The organism is Streptomyces sp. NPDC043685 (assembly GCF_056436585.1).
The window spans coordinates 251,898-274,238 of sequence record NZ_JBWKCH010000012.1 but is presented as its reverse complement, the minus strand read 5'-3'; the positions used below and the strand labels follow the sequence as shown (position 1 = coordinate 274,238).

Below are 22,341 nucleotides of genomic sequence, written 5' to 3'. Positions count from 1 at the left end.
ACCGTACACGCAACGGCCGGGGCCGATCGACGGAATAAGTCCCGCCGACCGGCCCCGATCGTGACTCAGGTCAGACGCGCGGCTTCTCGCGCATCTCGTACGTCGCGATGACGTCGTCGACCTTGATGTCGTTGAAGTTGCCGAGGTTGATACCGCCCTCGAACCCTTCGCGGATCTCGGTGACGTCGTCCTTGAAGCGACGCAGACCCTCGATGTTGAGGTTCTCCGCGACCACCTTGCCGTCGCGGATGAGGCGCGCCTTGGTGTTGCGCTTGACCTCGCCGGAGCGGATGAGAACACCCGCGATGTTGCCCAGCTTGGACGACTTGAAGACCTCGCGGATCTCCGCCGTACCGAGCTCGACCTCTTCGTACTCCGGCTTGAGCATGCCCTTGAGGGCCGCCTCGATCTCCTCGATCGCCTGGTAGATGACCGAGTAGTACCGGACGTCGACACCCTCGCGCTCGGCCATCTGCTGCGCACGCCCGGCGGCGCGCACGTTGAAGCCGATGACGATGGCGTCGGAGCCCATGGCCAGGTCGATGTCGGACTCCGTGACCGCACCGACACCACGGTGCAGGACGCGGATGTCGACCTCTTCGCCGACGTCCAGCTGGAGCAGCGAGGACTCGAGCGCCTCGACGGATCCGGAAGCGTCACCCTTGATGATGAGGTTGAGCTGCTGGATCTCGCCGGCCTTGAGCACCTTGTCCAGGTCCTCGAGGGAGACACGGCGCGTGCGCTTGGCGAACGCGGCGTTGCGCTCACGGGCGGCGCGCTTCTCGGCGATCTGACGGGCCGTACGGTCCTCGTCGACCACCAGGAAGTTGTCGCCCGCACCCGGGACGTTGGTGAGGCCCAGGACCTGCACCGGCGTCGAGGGACCGGCCTCGGCGACGCTGTTGCCGTTGTCGTCGTGCATCGCCCGGACGCGGCCGTACGCGTCGCCGACCACCATGGTGTCGCCGACCCGCAGGGTGCCGCGCTGGACGAGGACCGTCGAGACGGCACCGCGGCCGCGGTCGAGGCGGGACTCGATCGAGATGCCCTGCGCGTCCTGGTTCGGGTTGGCCCGCAGGTCGAGCGAGGCGTCGGCCGTCAGGATCACGGCCTCCAGCAGGGAGTCGATGTGCAGACCCTGCTTGGCGGAGATGTCGACGAACATGGTGTCGCCGCCGTACTCCTCGGCCACCAGGCCGTACTCGGTCAGCTGACCGCGCACCTTGGTCGGGTCGGCGCCCTCGACGTCGATCTTGTTGACCGCGACGACGATCGGGACCTCGGCGGCCTTGGCGTGGTTGAGCGCCTCGACCGTCTGCGGCATGACGCCGTCGTTGGCCGCGACGACCAGGATCGCGATGTCCGTCGACCGCGCACCACGGGCACGCATGGCGGTGAACGCCTCGTGACCCGGGGTGTCGATGAAGGTGATCTTGCGCTCTTCGTCGTTGACCTCGGTCGCGACCTGGTAGGCACCGATGTGCTGGGTGATGCCGCCGGCCTCGCCCGCGATGACGTTCGTCTTGCGGATGGCGTCGAGGAGCCGGGTCTTACCGTGGTCGACGTGACCCATGACGGTGACGACCGGCGGGCGGACCATCAGGTCCTCCTCGTCGCCCTCGTCCTCGCCGAACTCGATGTCGAACGACTCGAGGAGCTCGCGGTCCTCCTCCTCGGGGCTGACGATCTGAACCGTGTAGTTCATCTCGTCGGCGAGGAGCTGCAGCGTCTCGTCGGAGACGGACTGCGTGGCCGTGACCATCTCGCCGAGGTTCATCATGACCGCGACGAGCGACGCCGGGTTGGCGTTGATCTTCTCGGCGAAGTCGGTGAGCGAGGCACCGCGCGACAGGCGAACGGTCTCGCCGTTGCCGCGAGGCAGCATCACACCGCCGACCGACGGGGCCTGCATGGCCTCGTACTCCTGGCGCCTCTGCCGCTTCGACTTGCGGCCACGACGCGCGGGACCACCGGGACGGCCGAAGGCACCCTGCGTGCCACCACGGCCACCGGGACCACCGGGACGGCCACCGAAGCCGGGACGGCCACCGCCACCGGGACCACCGGGACGACCGGCGAAACCGCCGCCACCGCCACCGGGACCACCCGGACGACCGGCGAAACCGCCACCGCCGCCACCGGGACGGCCGGCGAAGCCGCCGCCACCCGGGCGACCGCCGCCGCCACCGGGACGACCGCCGCCACCGGGACCGCGGCCACCGGGGCCACCGCCGCCGGGACGCGGGCCGGCAGCCGGACGCTGCGGCATCATGCCGGGGTTCGGACGGGGACCGCCGGGACCGCCGCCGGGACGGGGGCCGCCACCCTGCGGGCGGGGCATGCCGCCCGGGGTCGGACGCGCGCCGCCCGGAGCCTGCGGACGAGGACCGCCGCCGGCACCCTGCGGACGGGGACCGCCCTGGCCCTGGCCCTGCGGACGCGGGGCGCCACCGGGCGCACCGGGACCGCCGGGACGCGGGGCACCGCCGGGACGGGGCGCCTGCGGGCGCGCCATGCCGGTGGAGCCGCCGGAGGTGAAGGGGTTGTTGCCCGGACGGGGACCCGCCGGACGGGCGCCGGGACGCGGGGCGCCGCCACCCGGACGCGGAGCGCCGGGACGGTCGCCGCGGTCACCACGGCCCTGGCCGCCCTGGCCGGAACCACCCGGACGCGGGGCACCCGGACGCGGCGCCTGGCCGGCCGGACGCGGGGCGCCCGGACGCGTGCCGGAGCCCTGGCCCTGGCCCTGGCCCTGCGAGGCCGGTGCGGCGGGAGCCGACGGGGGCGCGGTGAACTCGGGCGTCGTCGGAGCCGGGGACGCCGGGGCGGGCCGCGGCGCGGGCTTCGGGCCCGGGGTGGGACGGGGGCCGGGAGCAGCCGGCGCGGCGGGAGCCGCGGGCTTCTCGGCGGCGGCCGGCTTGGGGGCCGGCGGGCGCGGGGCGGCCGGACGGGCGGCCTGCGCGGGAGAGGGGGCGCCCGGCTTCGCCGGGGCAGCCTTGCGGGCGGGGGCGGACTTGCCGCCGCCACTGCCCTGCTGGAGGGCGTCCGTCAGCTTGCGTACAACAGGCGCTTCGATCGTCGAAGACGCCGAACGGACGAATTCACCGAGTTCCTGGAGCTTGGCCATGACGACCTTGCTCTCGACACCGAACTCCTTGGCGAGTTCGTAGACCCGGACCTTAGCCACTTCGCTCCTTTGAGGTCCGGGTTGCGTCCGGACCGTCGCTAGTTCATGGGCGTACTCATCGCGTACTCATCGAGTGCTCATCGCAATCTCGACCTGCTTTCGACTCGCGAGGTACCTAGCCGCACGGGGTTCCGTACGGCACGTCTTACCGTGTTGCCTGCTCGGCAACTGTCGTCTGCTCGACGTATCGGCGCAACGCCTTTGTGTCGAGCGGTCCCGGGACGCGCAGTGCCCGCGGGAACGCCCGGCGGCGTACCGCCTGGTCGAGACAGACCGGTGCGGGGTGAACGTACGCACCCCGGCCGGGCAGCGTACCGCGTGGATCAGGGACACATGCGTCCTCGATCGCCACGATCCGCAGCAGCCCGGCCTTGGCCGCTCGCTCCCGGCACCCCACACACGTGCGTTCAGGGCATGCTCGGTCGCGCGTCCGGCCAGACACAGTTAAGTCTACCTCCCCGTGCGCGCCTCACCCCTTTGGGGCAGGATTCGAACAGTTGGCGCGCATGAACCTGTCGTGATCTGAACGGCCCGCGGCTTGGATCTATTCCTCGGATCCGTTCCCGGCCGGTTCGGTGTCCGGGCGGATGTCGATCCGCCAGCCGGTCAGCCGGGCGGCGAGGCGGGCGTTCTGCCCCTCCTTGCCGATGGCCAGGGACAGCTGGTAGTCGGGCACGGTCACCCGGGCGGACCGGGTCGCCATGTCCACGATCTCCACCTTGGAGACCCGGGCCGGGGACAGCGCGTTCGCCACCATGTCGGCCGGGTCGTCCGACCAGTCCACGATGTCGATCTTCTCACCGTTGAGCTCGGCCATGACGTTGCGCACGCGGCCGCCCATGGGGCCGATGCAGGCGCCCTTGGCGTTCAGGCCGGAGCGGGTGGACCGCACGGCGATCTTCGTGCGGTGACCGGCCTCACGGGCGATCGCGGCGATCTCCACCGACCCGTCGGCGATCTCGGGCACCTCCAGGGCGAAGAGCTTCTTCACCAGGTTGGGGTGCGTGCGCGACAGCGTCACGGACGGGCCGCGGACGCCCTTGGCCACCCGGACCACGTAGCTGCGCAGCCGCATGCCGTGCTGGTAGCTCTCCCCCGGCACCTGCTCCTGCACCGGCAGGATGGCCTCGAGCTTGCCGATGTCGACGAGCACGTTCTTCGGGTCGCGGCCCTGCTGGACCACACCGGTGACGATGTCGCCCTCACGGCCGGCGTACTCGCCGAGCGTCGCGTCGTCCTCGGCGTCGCGCAGGCGCTGCAGGATGACCTGCTTGGCCGTGGTGGCGGCGATACGGCCGAAACCGGACGGGGTGTCGTCGAACTCGCGGGCCTCCTGGCCCTCCTCGAGGTCGTCGGGGTCCTCCTTCGCCCACACGGTCACATGGCCGGTCTCCCGGTTGAGCTCCACGCGCGCGTGACGGCGGCTTCCCTCGGTGCGGTGGTAGGCGATGAGGAGGGCCGACTCGATCGCCTCGACCAGCAAGGGGAAGGAGATCTCCTTCTCCCGAACCAAGCCCCGCAGGGCGCTCATGTCGATGTCCACGGCTACGCCTCCTCTTCCTTCTTGTTGTCCTTGCGGCTGAACTCGACCTGGACACGCGCCCGGACGATGTCGTCGAAGGCGAGTCTGCGCGCGGTGGGCTTGCGGCCCTTCACGCCGGGCACCTCGGTGTCGACACCCTCGTCGTCGACCTTCAGGATCCTGGCGACCAGCTCGCCGCCCTCGGCCAGCTGGAACTTCGCCAGCCGGCCCGTGGCGCGCACGTAGTGGCGGTGCTCGGTGAGGGGGCGCTCGGCGCCCGGGGTGCCGACCTCGAGGGTGTACTCGCCCTCGCCCATCGCGTCCGTCTCGTCGAGCTTCGCCGAGAGCGCGCGGCTCACATCGGCGATCTGGTCCAGGTCGGCGCCCGTGTCAGAGTCGACCACCACGCGCAGCACACGCTTGCGTCCGACGGAGTCCACCTCGATCTCTTCGAGATCCAGGCCCTGGGAGGTGACGAGCGGCTCCAGTAGCTCTCGCAGCCTCTCGCTCTGGGTGGTGCTCATCCGGGTGACTCCTCGGCCGCGTGTGCTGTTGTGGGATGGGTCGCGTGTCTGGTCAAAGGGTATCCGGTCGCAGGGAGTGTTGCCGTCCACCCGGTCACGAACGGTGCCGCTGAGTGATGCCGGGCAAGGGCCCGGGTACCGTGATCACGGGCGTGCAGCCCTCACAGTCCCTTCTTTCTCGAATGTTTCTCGAATGTTTCTCGACACGAGCCCCGAGGACGTCTGACGTGCCGTTCCCCCCATCGCCGCGTGCCCGCTCGGGGCCGCGCAGAAGGAGCCTGCTCGCGGTCGCCCCGGCGGCCCTCGCCCTGTCGGGCTGCACCGGCGGGGAATCCGGTGGCCCGGCCGCCGCGTCGGCCGCCGACCGGGCCCGCGCGCGTGCGGCCCGCGACAGCGAGGGCCTGGTGGAGCGGTATGACGCGGTGATGGCCGCCCGGCCGGGGCTCGCGGGGCGGCTGCGGCCGCTGCGCGAGGAGGTCGTACGGCATGCCCGGGCGTTCGGAGGTGGCCGCGAGGCGTCGCCCCCGGCGTCCGCTGCCGCGTCGCCCTCGGCGTCCGCTTCGGCCTCGCCGTCCCCGTCCGCTGCCGTGCCGGGCAACGACAAGGAGGCCCTCGCCGGGCTCGCCGCCGCGGAGCGGGAGCTCGCGGACCGGCGGACCAAGGCGCTGGGCGCGGTGCCGGGTGAGCTGGCGCGGCTGCTGGCGTCGGTGGCCGCGGCCGGGGCGGCGCACGTGTTCCTGCTGACGGAGGGCGACACGTGAGCGAGGCGAAGGAACGGGAGCTCAGGGCCCTCCAGGCGGCTCTGGCGGCCGAGCACGCGGCGGTGTACGGCTACGGCGTCGTCGGCGGGAAGATCGGCGACGGCCAGCGCGCCGAGGCCGTCGCTGCCTATGACGCACACCGGGCGCGCCGGGACGCCCTGGTGCGTGAGGTGAAGGACCTGGGGGGCCGGCCGGTGGCCGCGTCCGCCGGGTACGCGCTGCCGTTCGCCGTCCCGGACGCGGCGGCGGCCGTACGGTTCGCCGCCGAGCTGGAGGACCGGGTGGCCGGGGTCTACGCCGACCTGGTGCGCGCGGCGGCCGGCGGGCGACGGGCCCTGGCCGCCGAGGCGCTGCGGGAGGCGGCGGTGCGAGCCGTGCGCTGGCGCGGCGGGAGCGTAGCCTTCCCTGGGCTCGCCGAGCGGGCCGGCACGGCCCCGCCCTCGGCGGCGCCGACGGCGTGACCCGCGCGGGGCACGCACCGCGCACAGCACGAAGGGAACGACTCGCGCATGGTTGTCGAACCGCCTGAGCGCCTGGTCAGGGCGCTCAGGGAGACCGCGCCCGACGGTGACGACTGGCTGGAGAAACTGCCCGAGGCGGTGCGGAGTGCCGTCGCGCTACGCGAGTTGACCGTGGAGCGGGTGCAGGTGCCCGGCGGGCGCAGCAGCCTGGTCGTGCTGGTGCGTGCGGCGGACGGGACACCGGCCGTGCTCAAGCTGGCGCCGGGCCGGGCCCGTCCGGAGGCGGAGCGGGCCGCGCTCGCGCAGTGGGCCGGGCGGGGTGCCGTGCAGCTGCTCGAACCCTTCTCGACGGAGGGCGTCCTGTTGCTGGAGCGGCTGCATCCGGATGTCTCGGTGCGGTCGCTGCCGGAGGCGAAGGCCCTGCTGGAGGCGGCGGGGACGCTGCGGCGGCTGTGGGTCGAACCGCCCGCGGAGTTCCCCTTCGAGACCGTGGCCGAGCGGACCGGCAGGCAGGCCGAGGCGATGCGGGCGCGGGCGCGGGCCGAGCCCGAGGTGGCCCCGCTGGTCGACCTGGCCCTCGCGGCGCGCGAGGAGCTGCTGGCCTCGCCGCCCGAACACCGGTTGCTGCACGGCACGTTCCGGCAGAGCAAGGTCCTCGCCGGGACGCGGACGCCGTGGCTGGCCGTGGGGCCCGACCCGGTGGTCGGGGAGTGCGCGTTCGATCTGGCCCGGCTGGTCCGGGACCGGGTCGAGGACCTGATCGCCCAGCCGTCCGGCGCGGCCACGACCCGGCGGCGGGTGAAGCGGCTGGCCGAGTCCCTGGACGTCGACCAGGACCGGCTGCGGGGCTGGACCCTGTTCCGGGCCGTGGAGTCGGGGGTGCGGGCCGGCCGGGTCGGACGCCCCCGGGACGCGGAACTGCTCCTGGAGTTCGCCGGGTGGCTGTAGGGCGCCGGGCGGACCGAAGGGGTTCGGCCGCCCGGCGCTCTCGGTGCTACGCCGTGAGGCGGGCGACGGCCTCCTCGACCGTCAGCTCCTCACGCTCGCCGGTACGGCGGTCCTTCAGCTCGACCACGCCTTCGGCGGCGCGGCGGCCCGCCACGAGGATCTGCGGTACGCCGATCAGCTCGGAGTCCGTGAACTTGACGCCCGGGGAGACACCGGGGCGGTCGTCGACCAGGACGCGGACACCGGCCGCGGCCAGCTTCCCGGAGATGTCGAGGGCCAGCTCGGTCTGCAGGGCCTTGCCGGCGGCGACCACGTGGACGTCGGCCGGGGCGACCTCGGCGGGCCAGCACAGGCCCTTGTCGTCGGCGGTCTGCTCGGCCAGGGCGGCCACCGCGCGGGAGACGCCGATGCCGTAGGAGCCCATGGTGACGCGGACCGGCTTGCCGTTCTGGCCGAGGACGTCGAGCTTGAGGGCGTCGGCGTACTTGCGGCCCAGCTGGAAGATGTGGCCGATCTCGATGGCGCGGTCCAGGACGAGGCCCGTGCCGCACTTGGGGCAGGGGTCGCCCTCCTGCACGACGACGACGTCGACGTAGGCGTCGACCTCGAAGTCACGGCCCGCGACGACGTTCTTGGCGTGGGTGCCGGCCTTGTTGGCGCCGGTGATCCAGGACGTGCCCGGGGCGACGCGCGGGTCGGCGATGTAGGTGACCTTGTCCAGGCCCTGCGGTCCGACGTAGCCGCGGACCAGATCGGGGCGGGCCGCGAAGTCCGTCTCGGTGACCAGCTCGACGGTGGCCGGGGCGAAGTGCGCCTCGACCTTGTCCATGTCGACTTCGCGGTCCCCGGGGACGCCGACGGCGACGATCTCGCCGTCGACCTTCACCAGGAGGTTCTTCAGGGTGTCCGAGGCCGGGACGTTGAGGGAGGCGGCGAGGGTCTCGATGGTCGGGGTGTCGGGGGTGGGGATGTCCTCGGCGGCGGGCACGTCCGCGGCGTCGACGGGCTTCAGCTCGTACGTGATCGCCTCGGTGTTGGCGGCGAAGTCGCAGTTCGGGCAGTCGGCGAAGGTGTCCTCGCCGGCCTCGGCGGGGGCGAGGAACTCCTCGGACTTGGAGCCGCCCATGGCGCCGGCGGTGGCGGCGCAGATGCGGTAGTCGAGGCCGAGACGCGCGAAGATCTTCTGGTAGGCCTCGCGGTGCAGGGCGTAGGACTTGGCGAGGCCCTCGTCCTCGGTGTCGAAGGAGTAGGAGTCCTTCATCAGGAACTCGCGGCCGCGCAGGATGCCGGCCCGGGGGCGGGCCTCGTCGCGGTACTTGTTCTGGATCTGGTAGAGGATGACCGGCAGGTCCTTGTAGGAGGACGCCTGGTCCTTCACCAGGAGGGTGAAGATCTCCTCGTGGGTGGGGCCGAGGAGGTAGTCGCCGCCCTTGCGGTCCTGGAGGCGGAACAGCTCGGGGCCGTACTCCTCCCAGCGGCCGGTGGCCTCATAGGGCTCGCGCGGCAGGATCGCGGGGAGCAGGACCTCCTGGGCGCCGACGGCGTCCATCTCCTCGCGGACGATCCGCTCGACGTTGGCCAGCACCTTCTTGCCGAGGGGCAGCCAGCTCCAGATGCCGGCGGCGGTGCGGCGCACGTAGCCGGCGCGGACGAGGAGCTTGTGGCTGAGGACCTCGGCGTCGGCCGGGTCGTCGCGCAACGTCTTCGCCAACAACTGGGACATGCGCTGGACCGGTACGTTCGCCATGGTTCCTCTGCTCCTGCTGCTGGGGATCCCCCCGCCCGGGCGGGCCCGGGAGCGGGGGAAGGTGATGGCAGGAGGTTAGCCGGGGGGTGCGCGGCGGTGGAAATCGGTTAACGGCGGCGCAGCGGCAGGGGGGCGCCCATCACGGCGTACGGCTTCGGCGCGCTGGGGAAGAGGACCTGGCGGGCCAGGTCCTGGTAGCCGAGGGAGCGGTAGAGGGCGCGGGCGGGGCTGTCGGTGTCGATCGCGGAGAGGATCGAGCGGGGTTCGGCGGCGCCGTCGGTGATGGTGGTGATCAGGGAGCGTCCGACTCCGCGGTTCTGGTACGCGGGGTGGACGTGCAGTTCGGTGATCACGAAGGAGTCGTCGAGCCAGTGGTCGTTGTGCCGGTCGCGCAGGTAGGGCTCGACGACGGTGGACCACCAGTGGGTGCGGTCGTTGGGCATGCCGTAGACGAATCCGACCAGGTCGCCGCCGGCCGTGGCGCCGAGGGCGCGGGCGCCGGGGTAGGTCATGTGGCGGAGGACGATCTGGCGGCGGACGGCGACTTCGTCGGGGCCGAGACCGAAGGCCACGGCTTGGACTGCCAGCGCCTCGTCGACGTGGGCGGAGAGGTCGAGGGGGCCGATCACCAGGTCCATGGCGGGGAGCCTACAGGGGGGTGATTCAGAACAGGACGCTCATGAAGGCGCCGACCTCCCGGAAGCCGACCCTCGTATAGGCGCGCCGGGCCGCGGTGTTGAAGTCGTTGACGTAGAGGCTGACGACGGGGGCGACGTCGGCCAGGGCGTAGCGCAGTACGGCCGCCATGCCGGGGGCGGCCAGGCCGGTGCCCCGGTACTCGGGGGCCACCCACACGCCCTGGATCTGGCAGGCGCGGTCGGTCGCGGCGCCGATCTCGGCCTTGAAGACGACCTTGCCGTCGGAGTCGAAGCGGGCGAAGGCGCGGCCCGAGCCGACGAGTTCGGCGACGCGGGCCTGGTAGAGCAGGCCGCCGTCGCCGGCCAGCGGGGAGACGCCGACCTCCTCGGTGAACATGGCGACGCAGGCCGGCATGATCGTTTCCATCTCGTCCTTGCGGACGCGACGGACGTAGGGGTCCGGGGTGAGGTCGGCCGGGAGCCGGTCGGTGACCATGAGCGGCTGGTGGCGGCGGACCTCGCGGGCCGGTCCCCAGTGGGGTTCCAGCAGCCGCCACAGGTCGGAGGTGGCGCCGGAGGGGCCGACGATGGAGGAGCAGCGGCGCCCGGCCCGGCGGGCGCGGTCGGCGAAGGCGCGAACGGCGCGCGGACCGGCGCAGATCGGGACCAGGTTGGCGCCGGCATAGCAGAGGGAGGTCAGCGTGCCGTCCTCGTACCAGCCCCACATCTCGCCGCCGAGCCGCCACGGGTCGAGTCCGGCGATCTGCACGCGGGACGTGACGAAGGCGTTCACGACCGGCTCGCGGTCGAGGACCGCGAGGGCGGCGTCCAGGTCGCTCGGTTCGAGGACCCGTGAGGTGGTCTGGGTCAACACGTGCGGGCCTCACGAACTGGGGTTGCTGGTCTCCGCACTATAGCTGCGCCGCTTGGGGCAACGCCTGGCCGCCCGTGGGGGACGGTTCGGCGGCGGGTGCGGGTCCGATGCGGCCGGGCGCGCGGTTCCCCGCGCCCCTGAGAGACGGGGCGCCGGGAAACCGCCGATGCCAAGGGCTCAGCCCGCGACCGCCACCGACGGTTCGCCCGAGGCCACGCCGTCCTTCTCCATCTGCTCGGCCAGCTTCATGGCCTCCTCGATGAGGGTCTCCACGATCTTGGACTCGGGGACGGTCTTGATGACCTCGCCCTTGACGAAGATCTGGCCCTTGCCATTGCCGGAGGCGACGCCGAGGTCGGCCTCGCGGGCCTCGCCGGGTCCGTTCACCACGCAGCCCATGACGGCGACCCGGAGCGGGACGTCCATGCCGGTGAGGCCGGCGGTGACCTCTTCGGCCAGCTTGTAGACGTCGACCTGGGCGCGGCCGCAGGAGGGGCAGGAGACGATCTCCAGACCGCGCTCCTTGAGGTTGAGGGACTCCAGGATCTGGAGGCCGACCTTGACCTCCTCGGCGGGCGGCGCGCTCAGCGACACCCGGATCGTGTCGCCGATGCCCTGGGAGAGGAGGGCGCCGAAGGCCACGGCGGACTTGATGGTGCCCTGGAAGGCCGGTCCCGCCTCGGTGACGCCGAGGTGCAGCGGGTAGTCGCACTGGGCGGCGAGCTGCTTGTAGGCCTCGATCATGATGACCGGGTCGTTGTGCTTGACGGAGATCTTGATGTCGCGGAAGTCGTGCTCCTCGAAGAGGGACGCCTCCCACAGGGCCGACTCGACCAGGGCCTCGGGGGTCGCCTTGCCGTACTTCTGGAGCAGGCGCCGGTCGAGGGAGCCGGCGTTGACGCCGATGCGGATCGGGGTGCCGTGGTCGCGGGCCGCCTTGGCGATCTCCTTGACCTTGTCGTCGAACTGCTTGATGTTGCCCGGGTTGACGCGGACCGCCGCGCAGCCCGCCTCGATGGCCGCGAAGACGTACTTCGGCTGGAAGTGGATGTCGGCGATCACCGGGATCTGCGACTTGCGGGCGATGGTCGCCAACGCGTCCGCGTCGTCCTGGGTCGGGCAGGCCACGCGCACGATCTGGCAGCCGGAGGCGGTCAGTTCGGCGATCTGCTGGAGCGTGGCGCCGATGTCCGAGGTGCGCGTCGTGGTCATCGACTGCACCGAGACGGGGGCGTCTCCGCCGACGGCCACGGACCCGACCTGGATCTGCCGGCTCTTGCGGCGCTCGGCGAGCTTGGTCGGAACGGACGGCATGCCGAGAGAAATCGCAGTCATCTGCTGTGCAACCCCAAGTCGTGGATCAAGGTCCGGTCCCGTGAGCAGCGGGCTCCGAGCTTCGAGATTACGGCACATGCCTCGGCGCGGGCACATCCCACCCACCGTGCCACCCGATGGGAGGCGGCCCGGGGAAAAGCGTGCCGGGCCGCCCTGAACACCGTATGGCTAGGAGATTTTCACCGGGTTGACCACGTCCGCGATCAGAACCAGGATCGTGAAGCAGATGAAGATCCCGGCGACGACGTAGGCGACCGGCATGAGCTTCGCCACGTCGAAGGGGCCCGGGTCCGGCCGGCGCAGCACCTTCGCCGTGTTGCGGCGCAGCGACTCCCACAGCGCGCCCGCGATGTGGCCGCCGTCGAGCGGCAGCAGCGGGAGCATGTTGAACAGGAACAGGGAGAGGTTGAAGCCGGCGACCAGCATCAGGGCCATGGCCAGCTGCTGGGTGGGCGGAATGTCGAGGGTGAAGATCTCACCGCCGACCCGGGCGGCGCCCACCACGCCCATCGGGGAGTCGGCCTCGCGCGGGGCGCCGTCGAAGGCCGCGTTCCACAGGGCCGGGATCTTGCCGGGGAGCGCGGCGAGGGAGTCGACGGCCTCGCCGATCCGGTCTCCCATCCAGGTCACGGACTCGCCGAAGTCCTGCTTGACCACGCCCGTGGCGGCGCTGAAGCCGAGGAAGCCGGCGGAGACGTACTGACCCTCGACGATCTGGCCGCTGGAGTCCTTCTTGGCGACCTGGTTGGTGGCGATCTTCGCGTGCAGGGTGACGTCCTGGCCCTTGCGGTCGACGACGATCGGCACCTCCTTGCCGGGGGTGGCGCGGATGAGGTCGGAGAGCTCGTTCCAGTCGTCGGTCTTCACACCGTCGAAGGAGACGATCTTGTCGCCGGCCTTGAGTCCGGCGGCGGCGGCCGGGGCGGCCGGGTCGCCCTTCTGGCACTTGTCGCGGTTCTCGTTCTGCGCGATGACGCACTGGGAGACCGAGCTGACCGTGGTGGTCTGCTGGGTGATGCCGAAGCCCATCAGGACGGTGAGGAACAGCGCCACCGCCAGGACCAGGTTCATGAAGGGGCCCGCGAACATCACGATCACGCGCTTCCAGGGGGCGCGCGTGTAGAACATGCGGTTCTCGTCGCCCGGCTTGAGCTCCTCGTAGGCGGCGGTGCGGGCGTCCTCGATCATGCCGCGCCACGGGGAGGTGGAGCGGGCCTCCATGCGGCCGTCGGGGCCGGGCGGGAACATGCCGATCATGCGGATGTAGCCGCCGAACGGGATGGCCTTGATGCCGTACTCCGTCTCGCCCTTGTTGCGCGAGAAGAGCGTGGGGCCGAAGCCGACCATGTACTGCGGCACGCGGATGCCGAAGAGCTTGGCGGTGGACAGGTGTCCCAGCTCGTGCCACGCGATCGAGAACAGCAGGCCGACCGCGAAGAGGACTATGCCGAGGATGAACATCAGGGTCGTCATGCACGGGCCTCCGCCGTCTGTGCCGCCAGTTCCCGGGCCCGGGCCCGCGCCCAGGTCTCCGCTTCGAGGACGTCCGACACGGTGAGCGAGGTTCCCGTGCCCGGCGTGCCGTGCTCCTCGACGACCCGGGTGACGGTCTCCATGATCCCGTTGAAGGGCAGTGCGCCGCGGCGGAACGCCTCCACGCACTCCTCGTTGGCCGCATTGAACACCGCCGGGGCGGTGCCCGCGAGCTCGCCGACGTGCCGGGCGAGGTTCACCGAGGGGAAGGCCTCGTTGTCGAGCGGGAAGAACTCCCAGGTCGAAGCCTTGCTCCAGTCGAAGGCGGGGGCCGCGTCGGGGACGCGCTCGGGCCAGCCGAGGCCGATGGCGATGGGCCCGCGCATGTCGGGCGGGGTCGCCTGGGCCAGTGTCGATCCATCCGTGAACTCAACCATCGAGTGGACATACGACTGGGGATGCACGACCACCTCAATGCGGTCGAAGGGAATGTCGTAGAGGAGGTGCGCCTCGATGACCTCCAGGCCCTTGTTGACGAGGGTCGCGGAGTTGATCGTGATGACCGGGCCCATCGCCCAGGTGGGGTGGGCGAGGGCGTCCTCGACGGTGACGTGCGCCAGCTCGGCCTTGGTGCGGCCGCGGAAGGGGCCGCCAGAGGCGGTGACGACGAGTTTGCGGACGTCGGCCCGGGTGCCGGCGGCCAGGGCCTGGAAGAGGGCGGCGTGCTCGGAGTCGACCGGGATGATCTGCCCGGGCTTGGCGAGGGCCTTGACCAGCGGGCCGCCCACGATGAGCGACTCCTTGTTGGCGAGCGCGAGGGTGCGGCCCGCCTCCAGGGCGGCCAGGGTCGGGGCGAGTCCGATGGAGCCGGTGATGCCGTTCAGGACGGTGTGGCAGTCGGAGGCCGCCAGCCGGGTGGCCGCGTCGGGGCCGGCGAGGAGCTCGGGGAGCGGCTCGCCGGGGCCGTACTGCGCGGTGAGCGCCTCGCGCAGGGCCGGTACGACGTCCTCGCGGGCCACGGCGACCGTCCGCACCCGCAGCCGGTGCGCCTGCTCGGCGAGGAGGGCGACCCGGCCGCCGTTGGCCGAGAGGCCGGTGACGCGGAACCGGCCGGGGTTGCGCAGCACGAGGTCGATGGCCTGGGTGCCGATGGACCCGGTGGAGCCGAGGATCACCACGTCCTTGGGACCGTCTCCCGCTACGGGGTCGTGGACGAGGTGCGGGTCGGCGAGGGGGGCTGGACTGTCGCTCATTGCTCCATTGTTGCCGTAAGGCGGGTGTGTGAGGACAGCGCATCCCCTTCCCAGGGGCGCGCGCCACACCTTGCGCACGCCCCCCAGGAAGGCCGGGCCTAACGGATCGGCCGGTGGACGTTCTCCTTCCGGCTCGGTCCCGGTGTCGCGTCCGCGATCCAGGGGCCGTCGCCCGACGGGTCGACGATGCCCTGCTCCAGCCACTCGTACGTGCCGGACAGGACGCCCTTGACGACCTTGCGGTCGAGGTCGTCGGTGTTGGTCCACAGGCGGGTGAAGAGCTCCTCGATCCGGATGCGGGCCTGACGGCAGAAGACGTCGGCGAGCTGGTAGGCCTCGCGGCCGTTCTCGCCCCGGCCGCGCAGCAGCTCGGCGCGGACGCAGGAGGCGCTCATGGCGAACAGCTCGGCGCCGATGTCGACGATCCGGCCGAGGAAGCCCTGCTTGGACTCCATACGGCCCTGCCAGCGGGACATGGCGTAGAAGGTGGAGCGGGCGAGTTTGCGGGCGGTGCGCTCGACGTAGCGCAGATGGACGGAGAGGTCCACCTCGTGTTTGAACTCGCCGTAGGAGGCGGGGAGCTGGCCGGGTCCGGCGACCAGCTTCGGGAGCCACTTGGCGTAGAACACGCCCGCGTTCGCGCCCGCCCTGGCCTTGTCGCCGAGGGACTTCTCCGGGTCGATCAAGTCGCCGGCGACGGAGAGGTGGGCGTCGACGGCCTCGCGTGCGATCAGCAGGTGCATGATCTCGGTGGAGCCCTCGAAGATGCGGTTGATGCGCAGGTCGCGCAGCAGCTGCTCGGCCGGGACGGCGCGTTCGCCGCGGGCCCGGAGGGAGTCGGCCGTCTCGAAGCCACGACCACCACGGATCTGGACGAGCTCGTCGGCCATCGTCCAGGCCATCTCGGAGGCGTACAGCTTGGCGAGGGCGCCTTCGATGCGGATGTCGTTGCGGTCCTCGTCGGCCATCTGCGAGGCCAGGTCCGTCACGGCCTCCAGGGCGAAGGTGGTGGCCGCGATGAAGGAGATCTTGGAGCCGACCGCCTCGTGGTGCGCGACGGGCTTGCCCCACTGCTCGCGGGCCGCCGACCACTCCCGGGCGATCTTCAGGCACCACTTGCCGGCCGCGACACAGGAGGCGGGCAGGGAGAGCCGCCCGGTGTTGAGGGTGGTCAGGGCGATCTTCAGGCCCTGGCCCTCCTCGCCGACGCGGTTGGCGGCGGGGACGCGGACCTGGTGGAAGCGGGTGACGCCGTTCTCGATGCCGCGCAGGCCCATGAAGGCGTTGCGGTTCTCGACGGTGACGCCCGGCGCGTTCGTCTCCACCACGAAGGCGGTGATGCCGCCCCGGTGGCCCTCGGACTTCGGGACCCGGGCCATGACCACCAGCAGGTCGGCGACCACGCCGTTGGTGGTCCACAGCTTCACGCCGTCGAGGACGTACTCATCGCCGTCGGGCACGGCCGTCGTGGCCAGGCGGGCCGGGTCGGAGCCGACGTCGGGCTCGGTGAGCAGGAAGGCGCTGATGTCCGTGCGGGCGCAGCGCGGCAGGAAGCGCTCGCGCTGCTCCTGGGTGCCGAACAGCTTCAGGGGCTGGGGCACGCCGATCGACTGGTGCGCGGAGAGCAGCACGCCGATCGCGGGACTGGCGGAGCCGACCAGGGCGAGCGCCTTGTTGTAGTACACCTGGCCGAGGCCGAGTCCGCCGTACTTGGTGTCGATCTTCATGCCGAAGGCGCCGAGCTCCTTCAGCCCGTCGATCACCTCGTCGGGGATCCTGGCCTCGCGCTCGATCAGGGCCCCGTCGACCTTCGTCTCGACGAAGTCGCGGAGCTTGGCGAGGAACTCCTCACCGCGCTGGGCCACCTCGTCGTCCGGGAGGGGGTGGGGGTGGATGAGGTCGAGCCGGAAGCGGCCGAGGAACAGCTCCTTGGCGAAGCTGGGCTTGCGCCAGTGCTGTTCCCGGGCGGCCTCCGCCACCTCGCGGGCCTCCCGCTCGGTGACGGCGGGACGGGAAGAGGGAGTGGTGGAAGCGGACATGAGGGGCACCTCGCCGCAACTAGGGAGTTTGAGGACCGTTTCGTTACCGACCAGTGCTACTGGATCGTTGGTACCCGAATCCGGACGCTCCCACCAGTCCTCGCGCGTCCGTTCAGCCGAAGGAGGCGGAGTGTCCCCGGCACTTGTCGCGCGCCCGACGACGGTGTTGCATCAAGATGCCGTCCCGGCGGCGACCCGGGCCTTGAGAGCGCTCCGCGAAATCGCCATCGAAGCGCTTCGACAGCCTATGGACACCTACTCCTGCTGGAGCTAGTGTCGAACCACCCTCCCCCACCTGTATCAGCAACGCGCACTGTCGAAGCGCTTCACACAAGCTTGGAGAGCTGGATGGTCACCCTCGCCGAGGTCGCCCAGCACGCCGGAGTCTCGGCGAGCACGGTGAGCTATGTCCTCAGCGGCAAGCGGTCCATCTCCGCGAACACCCGGGAGCGGGTCGAGCAGAGCATCCGCGAGCTCGGGTACCACCCGAACGCCGGGGCCCGCGCCCTGGCGAGCAGCAAGTCGAACATCATCGCGCTGATGGTCCCGCTGCGCACGGACATGTACGTGCCCGTGATGATGGAGATCGCCATCGCGGTGGCGACCTCCGCCCGCGCCCACGGGTACGACGTGCTGCTGCTCACCGGTGAGGAGGGCCCCGACGCGGTGCGCCGCGTGGCGGGCAGCGGGCTCGCCGACGGAATGATCCTGATGGACGTCGAACTGGACGACGAGCGGCTGCCGTTGCTGCGCGCCACCGACCAGCCGTCGGTGCTGATCGGACTGCCCGCCGACACCTCCGGCCTGACCTGCGTCGACCTGGACTTCCGGGCGACCGGTGCACTGTGCGTGGAGCACCTGGCCAAACAGGGGCACCAGGACATCGCTGTCATCGGGGAGGCTCCGGCCGTCTACGAGCGGCACACCGGCTTCGCCGAACGCACGCTCGACGGGCTCAGGTCCCGGTCACGGGAGCTGGGGGTGCGGCTGCTGCACCGGCCGTGCGAGGGCGGCTACGACGCGATGGCCGTGACGCTCGCCCGGATCCTCGACGAGCGCCCGGACACCTCGGGCCTCATCGTGCAGAACGAGTCGGCGGTCGAGCCGCTGCTCGCCCTGCTGCGGCAGCAGGGCCGGGCCGTGCCCGAGGACGTGTCCGTGGTCGCGATCTGCCCCGACCAGGTCGCGATGCAGGCCTCGGTGCGGCTCACGTCGGTCGCCATCCCCGCGCAGGAGATGGGCCGGCACGCCGTGGACCACCTGGTCGCCAAACTCGAGGGGCGCGGCAGCGACGAGGTCGTGCTGATCGCGCCCGAGCTGACGGTCCGGGGGAGCACGGGACCGGCGCCGAGCCGGTCGTAGCCCCGCCCTTTCCCCCCGCCGTCGCGAACACCGCCCCCTCCCGGGGCCCCGCCATGCCTGCACACCTCCGTCTGCACTCCTCCAGGAGCACAGGAGCACGCCACGTGAATCAGCCTGCCGAAAACCAGCCCCAGGTGAGCCTGGCGCAGTCCTCCCCCACCGTCGGCACCTTCCGCGAGCGGGACGGCGCCCTGGAGTGGAGCGGCCGCCAGGAGACCGTCCTGATCGAGCCGTGGGGTCCGGACGCGGTCCGGGTGCGTGCCCGGCTCGGCGGCCCGGTCCTCGACGGCCTGCCGGGGGCCCTGCTCGACGAGGCCCCCGCGACAGCGGCCACGGTGAAGACCGAGGACGGCCGGGGCCTGCTGACCGTCGGGGCGCTCACCGTCGAGGTGAACGCCGAGGGCCTGATCCGCTTCCTGCGCACCGAGGACGGCGCCGAGATCCTCGCCGAGGACCGCGCGCACTTCTGGTGGCCCGGCTCCCGCCTCTACACGGCCGTCGGCAACGGCCACCACCGCCTGGAGCAGCGCTTCGCCGCCTACGACGACGAGAAGCTCTACGGCCTCGGCCAGCACCAGCACGGGCGCCTGGACCAGAAGGGACTGGTGCTGGACCTGGTCCAGCGCAACGCCGAGGTCGGCATCCCGGTGCTGACCTCCAGCCGCGGTTACACCCTGCTGTGGAACAACCCGGCGATCGGCCGCGTGGAGCTGGCGCACAATGGCACCCGGTGGGTCGCCGACTCGGCACGGCAGATCGACTACTGGATCACGGCCGGCGACCCGGCCGGTGCCCAGCGCCGCTACAGCGCGGTGACCGGCCGCAGCCCGATGCTGCCGGAGTGGGCGGCGGGCTTCTGGCAGTGCAAGCTGCGCTACCGCACCCAGGACGAGCTGCTGGCGGTGGCCCGGGAGTACAAGCGGCGCGGTCTGCCCATCTCGGCGATCGTCTGCGACTTCTTCCACTGGACGCACCTCGGCGACTGGAAGTTCGACCCCGCCGAGTGGCCGGACCCGGCGGCGATGGTGCGTGAGCTGGAGGAACTCGGCATCAAGCTGGTGGTGAGCGTGTGGCCGTCGGTGTCGCCGCTGAGCGAGAACCACGCGGTGCTGGAGCAGCGCGGCTGGTTCATCGGCACCCAGTACGGGCCGATGGCGCACGCCGACTGGCCCGACAAGGAGGTCGCCTCCACCGTCCAGGTGGCCTTCTACGACGCGACCAACCCGGAGGCCCGGGAGTTCGTGTGGTCGAAGGTGAAGGAGAACTACCTCGACCCGTACGGCATCACGGCGTTCTGGCTGGACGCCTGCGAACCGGAGCTGAAGCCGGGCTTCCAGGAGAACCTGCGCTACTGGGCGGGCCCGGGCCTGGAGGTCGGCAACATTTACCCGGCGGAGAACGCCCGTACGTTCTACGAGGGCCTGGCCGCCACCGGCGAGCATGAGATCGTCAGCCTCAACCGCTCGGCGTGGGCGGGCAGCCAGCGCTACGGCGCCGCCCTGTGGTCGGGTGACATCGGCACGGACTTCCCGACCCTGCGCCGGCAGATCGCGGCCGGGCTCAACACGGCCCTGTCGGGCATCCCGTGGTGGAACACCGACATCGGCGGCTTCCACGGCGGCGACCCGGACGACCCGGCGTACCGGGAGGTGATGGTCCGCTGGTTCCAGTTCGGCGCGCTGTCCCCGCTGATGCGCCTGCACGGCTTCCGCGACCCGGGCATGCCGCTCGGCCCGGAGATGACCGGCGGCCCGAACGAGGTGTGGTCGTACGGCGAGGAGGCCGGGGCGATCCTGGAGCGGTACCTGCGGCTGCGGGAGCGGCTCAAGCCGTATGTGCTGGACGTCATGCGGGCGGCCCACGAGGAGGGCCTGCCGGTGATGCGGCCGCTCTTCCTGGAGTTCCCGGACGACCCGGCGGCCTGGTCGGTCGACGACTCCTACCTGTTCGGCCCGGATCTGCTGGTGGCCCCGGTGCTGACGGCCGGTGCCACGGCACGGACGGCGTACCTGCCGGCCGGGGCCGAGTGGACGGACGCGTGGACGGGTGAGACCTACGAGGGCGGCCGGGCCGTGACGGTCGACGCCCCGCTGGACCGGATCCCGCTGTTCCTGCGGGACGGGGCGCGGCTGCCTGTAGCGGAGTAGCCGCGTCGAAGGGGGTGGCCGGATCGATGGAGGTCTTCCGGCCATCCCCTCGTGCCCGTGCGGCGAACTTCCCTCCAGCGCTTCGAAGTTGCAGAAGGTAGGTTTTCCGCGTGCCCTCGACTCCGCTCGCCCTCACCCTCGCCGGCCTGGCGCTGCGGCCCTCCTTCGGCTCCCGCCGGGACCCCGGCCGGATCTTCGACCGCATCGTGGTGGAAGCCGGGGAGGCGCCGGGCGACCGGGAGTTCGTCGACGACTTCCGGGCGTTGCTGGGCTGGTGGGCGAAGGCCGAGCACCTCACCCCGGTCGGCTGGCAGGCCGCTCAGGGGCACGTCCGGCGCCACCTCGCCAACCGGGCGCGCGTGCTGCGCTTGATCGCCGAGCACCCGGAGATCGAGGAGGAGCCGATCGAGAGGCCGGTGTTCGTGGTGGGGCTGCCCCGCACCGCGACCACCGTCACTCACTCCGTGCTGTCGGTCTCCGACGAGCACCGCTCCCCCCTGTTGTGGGAACTGCTCGCGCCCGACCTGGAGTTGCCGCCCCGGCACCGGCGCAGGGCGATCGCGGCCGGGCGCCGGATGGTGCGCGGCACGGACCTGTTCGCACCGCGCTTCCGCGACATCCACGCGATGGCCGCCGAGGGCCCCGAGGAGTGCACGTTCGCGCTGCCGCACGCGCTGATGCCGTTCTCCCAGGCCCGCATCCCCGAGTACGAGCGGTGGCACCGCGCGCGGGACTTCACCGCCGACTACCGGTACCTCAAGCAGGTCTACCAGGTGCTCCAGTACGGCCGTCCGCGGCGGCGCTGGATGCTGAAGTCCCCTATGCACCTGGAGAACCTGGACGCGCTGCTGAGGGTCTTCCCCGACGCCACGATCGTGTGGTGCCACCGCGATCCGGTCACCGTGGTGGCGTCCTTCTGCTCCCTGATCGAGCACGGCATGGCCGTCAGCACCCGGCCCGTCGACCCGCACGGCATCGGCACCACCTGGCTGGGCCTGCTGAGCCGTGCCATGGCACGCGGGCTCGCGGCCCGGGCGGCGATCCCCACGGGGCAGTTGGTGGACGCTCCGTACTCCTGGCTCGGCTCCGAGCCCGCGAGCGGCGCCCCGAAGCTCTACGCCGCCGTCGGGGCCCGGTGGACCGAGGCCGACGCGGCCCGTCTCCCGGCGGCCGTCGCCCGGCCCAAGGGCACCCGCAAGCACACCTACGACCTGTCCCGCTACGGTCTGACCCGCGACGAGGTCCAGTCGGCCTTCGCGGACTACGACGCGCTGCGGGCCGGGGTCGACCGCGCCTGACGGCACGGCCGGCCCCGGCCCGGCGACGGGTCAGCTGCTGCTGACCGTCAGGTTGTTGGTGGTGAAGTTCAGCCCGCCGGACGAGGAGGTGACCTCGTAGCCGAACTGCACGTCACCGATCGTCTCGTTGCCCATCCACCGCTTGGTGTCCTTGATCCACTTCAGGATCGGCAGGATGTTCACGGTGCCGGAGCTGGAGTTGGAGGTGCGGATGAACGAGAACACCTCGTTGGCGCCGTTGGTGCCCTTGAAGACGTTCCAGGAGTGGCCGCCGAGGCTGACACTGCCCTGCGAGGCGCCTATGGGGCCGACGGGTCCGGTCTTGTTGACCCAGAGCATGATCTCGTAGTCGTGGTCGGTGTCCCAGATGTCGTACGAGGTGTTGTACGCGCCGGACGACGGGACGCTGACGTTGTAGCTGCTGGAGAGCGAGCCCAGCGAGGTGATCGACTTGTTGATCGCCTTCGTCTGGTTCGGGTAGGACTTGATGCCGCCGGTGTTGGGGTGGTTGGCCCAGACGCCCCAGTTGGTACCGGAGTTGGCCCAGATGCACTGGCTGCCGGCGCCGCCGCCCCAGATGTTGTTGTAGAGCGTGTAGCCGTTCAGGCTGGTCCGGGCCCACTGGTCGCAGGAGTTCCAGACGGCGGCGGAGGCGGGGGCGGAGGCGAGGCCGACGGTGGCGCCGAGCGCCAGGGCGGGAGCCAGCAGGGCCTTGGTGGCCCTGCTCAGGGTGCGTGATGCCATGGTGTCCCTTCCATGGGTGGGGGGGTGG

General features: G+C 71.6%; 18 protein-coding genes. 6 read left to right on the top strand and 12 right to left on the bottom strand.

Annotated elements, in window-relative coordinates:
* Positions 1 to 70 precede the first annotated feature (70 nt).
* The 4 genes from infB to rimP all read right to left on the bottom strand — a co-directional run bounded on the left by infB (position 71) and on the right by rimP (position 5,233).
* Entirely contained in the window at positions 71 to 3,187 is a 3,117-nt protein-coding gene (gene infB, locus AC0665_RS33865) for a translation initiation factor IF-2 (RefSeq protein WP_478706481.1), read from the bottom strand.
* Between the two features lie 145 nt (positions 3,188 to 3,332).
* A complete protein-coding gene (locus AC0665_RS33860) occupies positions 3,333 to 3,629 on the bottom strand; it encodes a YlxR family protein (protein ID WP_366052631.1) in 297 nt (98 codons plus the stop codon).
* Between the two features lie 102 nt (positions 3,630 to 3,731).
* A complete protein-coding gene (nusA, locus tag AC0665_RS33855) occupies positions 3,732 to 4,730 on the bottom strand; it encodes a transcription termination factor NusA (RefSeq protein ID WP_468412861.1) in 999 nt (332 codons plus the stop codon).
* A gap of 2 nt (positions 4,731 to 4,732) precedes the next feature.
* Positions 4,733 to 5,233, bottom strand: coding sequence for a ribosome maturation factor RimP (rimP, locus tag AC0665_RS33850; protein WP_468412863.1), 501 nt, complete (start codon positions 5,231 to 5,233; stop codon positions 4,733 to 4,735).
* Positions 5,234 to 5,460: 227 nt separating this feature from the next.
* Here rimP and AC0665_RS33845 point away from each other — a divergent pair, with 227 nt between their 5' ends.
* From AC0665_RS33845 to AC0665_RS33835, 3 genes are read left to right on the top strand one after another with little or no spacing between them, the layout of a single operon-like run.
* The gene (locus AC0665_RS33845; protein ID WP_478706480.1) at positions 5,461 to 5,994 is read left to right on the top strand and encodes a hypothetical protein; all 534 of its coding nucleotides are present in this window, start codon (positions 5,461 to 5,463) and stop codon (positions 5,992 to 5,994) included.
* The gene (locus AC0665_RS33840) at positions 5,991 to 6,455 is read left to right on the top strand and encodes a ferritin-like domain-containing protein (RefSeq protein WP_478706479.1); all 465 of its coding nucleotides are present in this window, start codon (positions 5,991 to 5,993) and stop codon (positions 6,453 to 6,455) included. The genes AC0665_RS33845 and AC0665_RS33840 overlap by 4 nt, the downstream gene beginning before the upstream one ends.
* Before the next feature lie 48 nt (positions 6,456 to 6,503).
* The gene (locus AC0665_RS33835; protein WP_478706478.1) at positions 6,504 to 7,403 is read left to right on the top strand and encodes an aminoglycoside phosphotransferase family protein; all 900 of its coding nucleotides are present in this window, start codon (positions 6,504 to 6,506) and stop codon (positions 7,401 to 7,403) included.
* A gap of 46 nt (positions 7,404 to 7,449) precedes the next feature.
* Here the strand turns inward: AC0665_RS33835 and AC0665_RS33830 are convergent, their stop codons facing one another.
* The 7 genes from AC0665_RS33830 to AC0665_RS33800 form a co-directional block, all read right to left on the bottom strand.
* The gene (locus tag AC0665_RS33830) at positions 7,450 to 9,150 is read right to left on the bottom strand and encodes a proline--tRNA ligase (protein ID WP_478609145.1); all 1,701 of its coding nucleotides are present in this window, start codon (positions 9,148 to 9,150) and stop codon (positions 7,450 to 7,452) included.
* A 107-nt stretch (positions 9,151 to 9,257) separates the two neighbouring features.
* Positions 9,258 to 9,788 (bottom strand): GNAT family N-acetyltransferase, encoded by a 531-nt coding sequence (locus tag AC0665_RS33825; RefSeq protein WP_363118088.1) that lies wholly within the window; start codon positions 9,786 to 9,788, stop codon positions 9,258 to 9,260.
* Between the two features lie 25 nt (positions 9,789 to 9,813).
* Complete coding sequence (locus tag AC0665_RS33820; protein WP_468412873.1) at positions 9,814 to 10,662, bottom strand: GNAT family N-acetyltransferase; 849 nt, start codon at positions 10,660 to 10,662, stop codon at positions 9,814 to 9,816.
* 177 nt (positions 10,663 to 10,839) lie between these two features.
* On the bottom strand, positions 10,840 to 11,997 hold the full coding sequence (gene ispG, locus AC0665_RS33815; RefSeq protein ID WP_363118090.1) for a flavodoxin-dependent (E)-4-hydroxy-3-methylbut-2-enyl-diphosphate synthase: 1,158 nt from the start codon (positions 11,995 to 11,997) through the stop codon (positions 10,840 to 10,842).
* 168 nt (positions 11,998 to 12,165) lie between these two features.
* Positions 12,166 to 13,458 carry a M50 family metallopeptidase gene (locus AC0665_RS33810; RefSeq protein WP_468413213.1) on the bottom strand — a complete coding sequence of 431 codons (1,293 nt, stop codon included), beginning with the start codon at positions 13,456 to 13,458 and terminating at the stop codon, positions 12,166 to 12,168.
* A gap of 8 nt (positions 13,459 to 13,466) precedes the next feature.
* On the bottom strand, positions 13,467 to 14,723 hold the full coding sequence (dxr, locus tag AC0665_RS33805; RefSeq protein WP_478507005.1) for a 1-deoxy-D-xylulose-5-phosphate reductoisomerase: 1,257 nt from the start codon (positions 14,721 to 14,723) through the stop codon (positions 13,467 to 13,469).
* A gap of 98 nt (positions 14,724 to 14,821) precedes the next feature.
* Positions 14,822 to 16,762 carry an acyl-CoA dehydrogenase family protein gene (locus AC0665_RS33800; protein WP_478706477.1) on the bottom strand — a complete coding sequence of 647 codons (1,941 nt, stop codon included), beginning with the start codon at positions 16,760 to 16,762 and terminating at the stop codon, positions 14,822 to 14,824.
* A gap of 348 nt (positions 16,763 to 17,110) precedes the next feature.
* On the opposite strand from AC0665_RS33800, the gene AC0665_RS33795 reads away from it, so the two are divergent.
* The 3 genes from AC0665_RS33795 (at position 17,111) to AC0665_RS33785 (ending at position 21,569) form a co-directional block, all read left to right on the top strand.
* Positions 17,111 to 18,124: a LacI family DNA-binding transcriptional regulator gene (locus AC0665_RS33795; RefSeq protein ID WP_478507009.1), complete on the top strand. Its 1,014-nt coding sequence runs from the start codon at positions 17,111 to 17,113 to the stop codon at positions 18,122 to 18,124.
* A 104-nt stretch (positions 18,125 to 18,228) separates the two neighbouring features.
* The gene (locus tag AC0665_RS33790; RefSeq protein WP_478706476.1) at positions 18,229 to 20,271 is read left to right on the top strand and encodes a glycoside hydrolase family 31 protein; all 2,043 of its coding nucleotides are present in this window, start codon (positions 18,229 to 18,231) and stop codon (positions 20,269 to 20,271) included.
* Positions 20,272 to 20,381: 110 nt separating this feature from the next.
* Positions 20,382 to 21,569 carry a sulfotransferase family protein gene (locus tag AC0665_RS33785; protein WP_478706475.1) on the top strand — a complete coding sequence of 396 codons (1,188 nt, stop codon included), beginning with the start codon at positions 20,382 to 20,384 and terminating at the stop codon, positions 21,567 to 21,569.
* Between the two features lie 30 nt (positions 21,570 to 21,599).
* Here AC0665_RS33785 and AC0665_RS33780 read toward each other — a convergent pair whose 3' ends face one another.
* Positions 21,600 to 22,313 (bottom strand): glycoside hydrolase family 12 protein, encoded by a 714-nt coding sequence (locus AC0665_RS33780; protein ID WP_478609134.1) that lies wholly within the window; start codon positions 22,311 to 22,313, stop codon positions 21,600 to 21,602.
* Between the last annotated feature and the right edge of the window lie 28 nt (positions 22,314 to 22,341).

Excerpts from the sequence above, each read along its gene's own strand:
- dxr (WP_478507005.1), bottom strand. The coding sequence starts at position 14,723 with ATGAGCGACAGTCCAGCCCCCCTCGCCGACCCGCACCTCGTCCACGAC.
- AC0665_RS33825 (WP_363118088.1), bottom strand. The coding sequence starts at position 9,788 with ATGGACCTGGTGATCGGCCCCCTCGACCTCTCCGCCCACGTCGACGAG.
- AC0665_RS33835 (WP_478706478.1), top strand. The coding sequence starts at position 6,504 with ATGGTTGTCGAACCGCCTGAGCGCCTGGTCAGGGCGCTCAGGGAGACC.
- AC0665_RS33810 (WP_468413213.1), bottom strand. The coding sequence starts at position 13,458 with ATGTTCATCCTCGGCATAGTCCTCTTCGCGGTCGGCCTGCTGTTCTCG.
- ispG (WP_363118090.1), bottom strand. The coding sequence starts at position 11,997 with ATGACTGCGATTTCTCTCGGCATGCCGTCCGTTCCGACCAAGCTCGCC.
- AC0665_RS33800 (WP_478706477.1), bottom strand. The coding sequence starts at position 16,762 with ATGTCCGCTTCCACCACTCCCTCTTCCCGTCCCGCCGTCACCGAGCGG.
- AC0665_RS33795 (WP_478507009.1), top strand. The coding sequence starts at position 17,111 with ATGGTCACCCTCGCCGAGGTCGCCCAGCACGCCGGAGTCTCGGCGAGC.
- AC0665_RS33830 (WP_478609145.1), bottom strand. The coding sequence starts at position 9,150 with ATGGCGAACGTACCGGTCCAGCGCATGTCCCAGTTGTTGGCGAAGACG.
- AC0665_RS33780 (WP_478609134.1), bottom strand. The coding sequence starts at position 22,313 with ATGGCATCACGCACCCTGAGCAGGGCCACCAAGGCCCTGCTGGCTCCC.
- rimP (WP_468412863.1), bottom strand. The coding sequence starts at position 5,233 with ATGAGCACCACCCAGAGCGAGAGGCTGCGAGAGCTACTGGAGCCGCTC.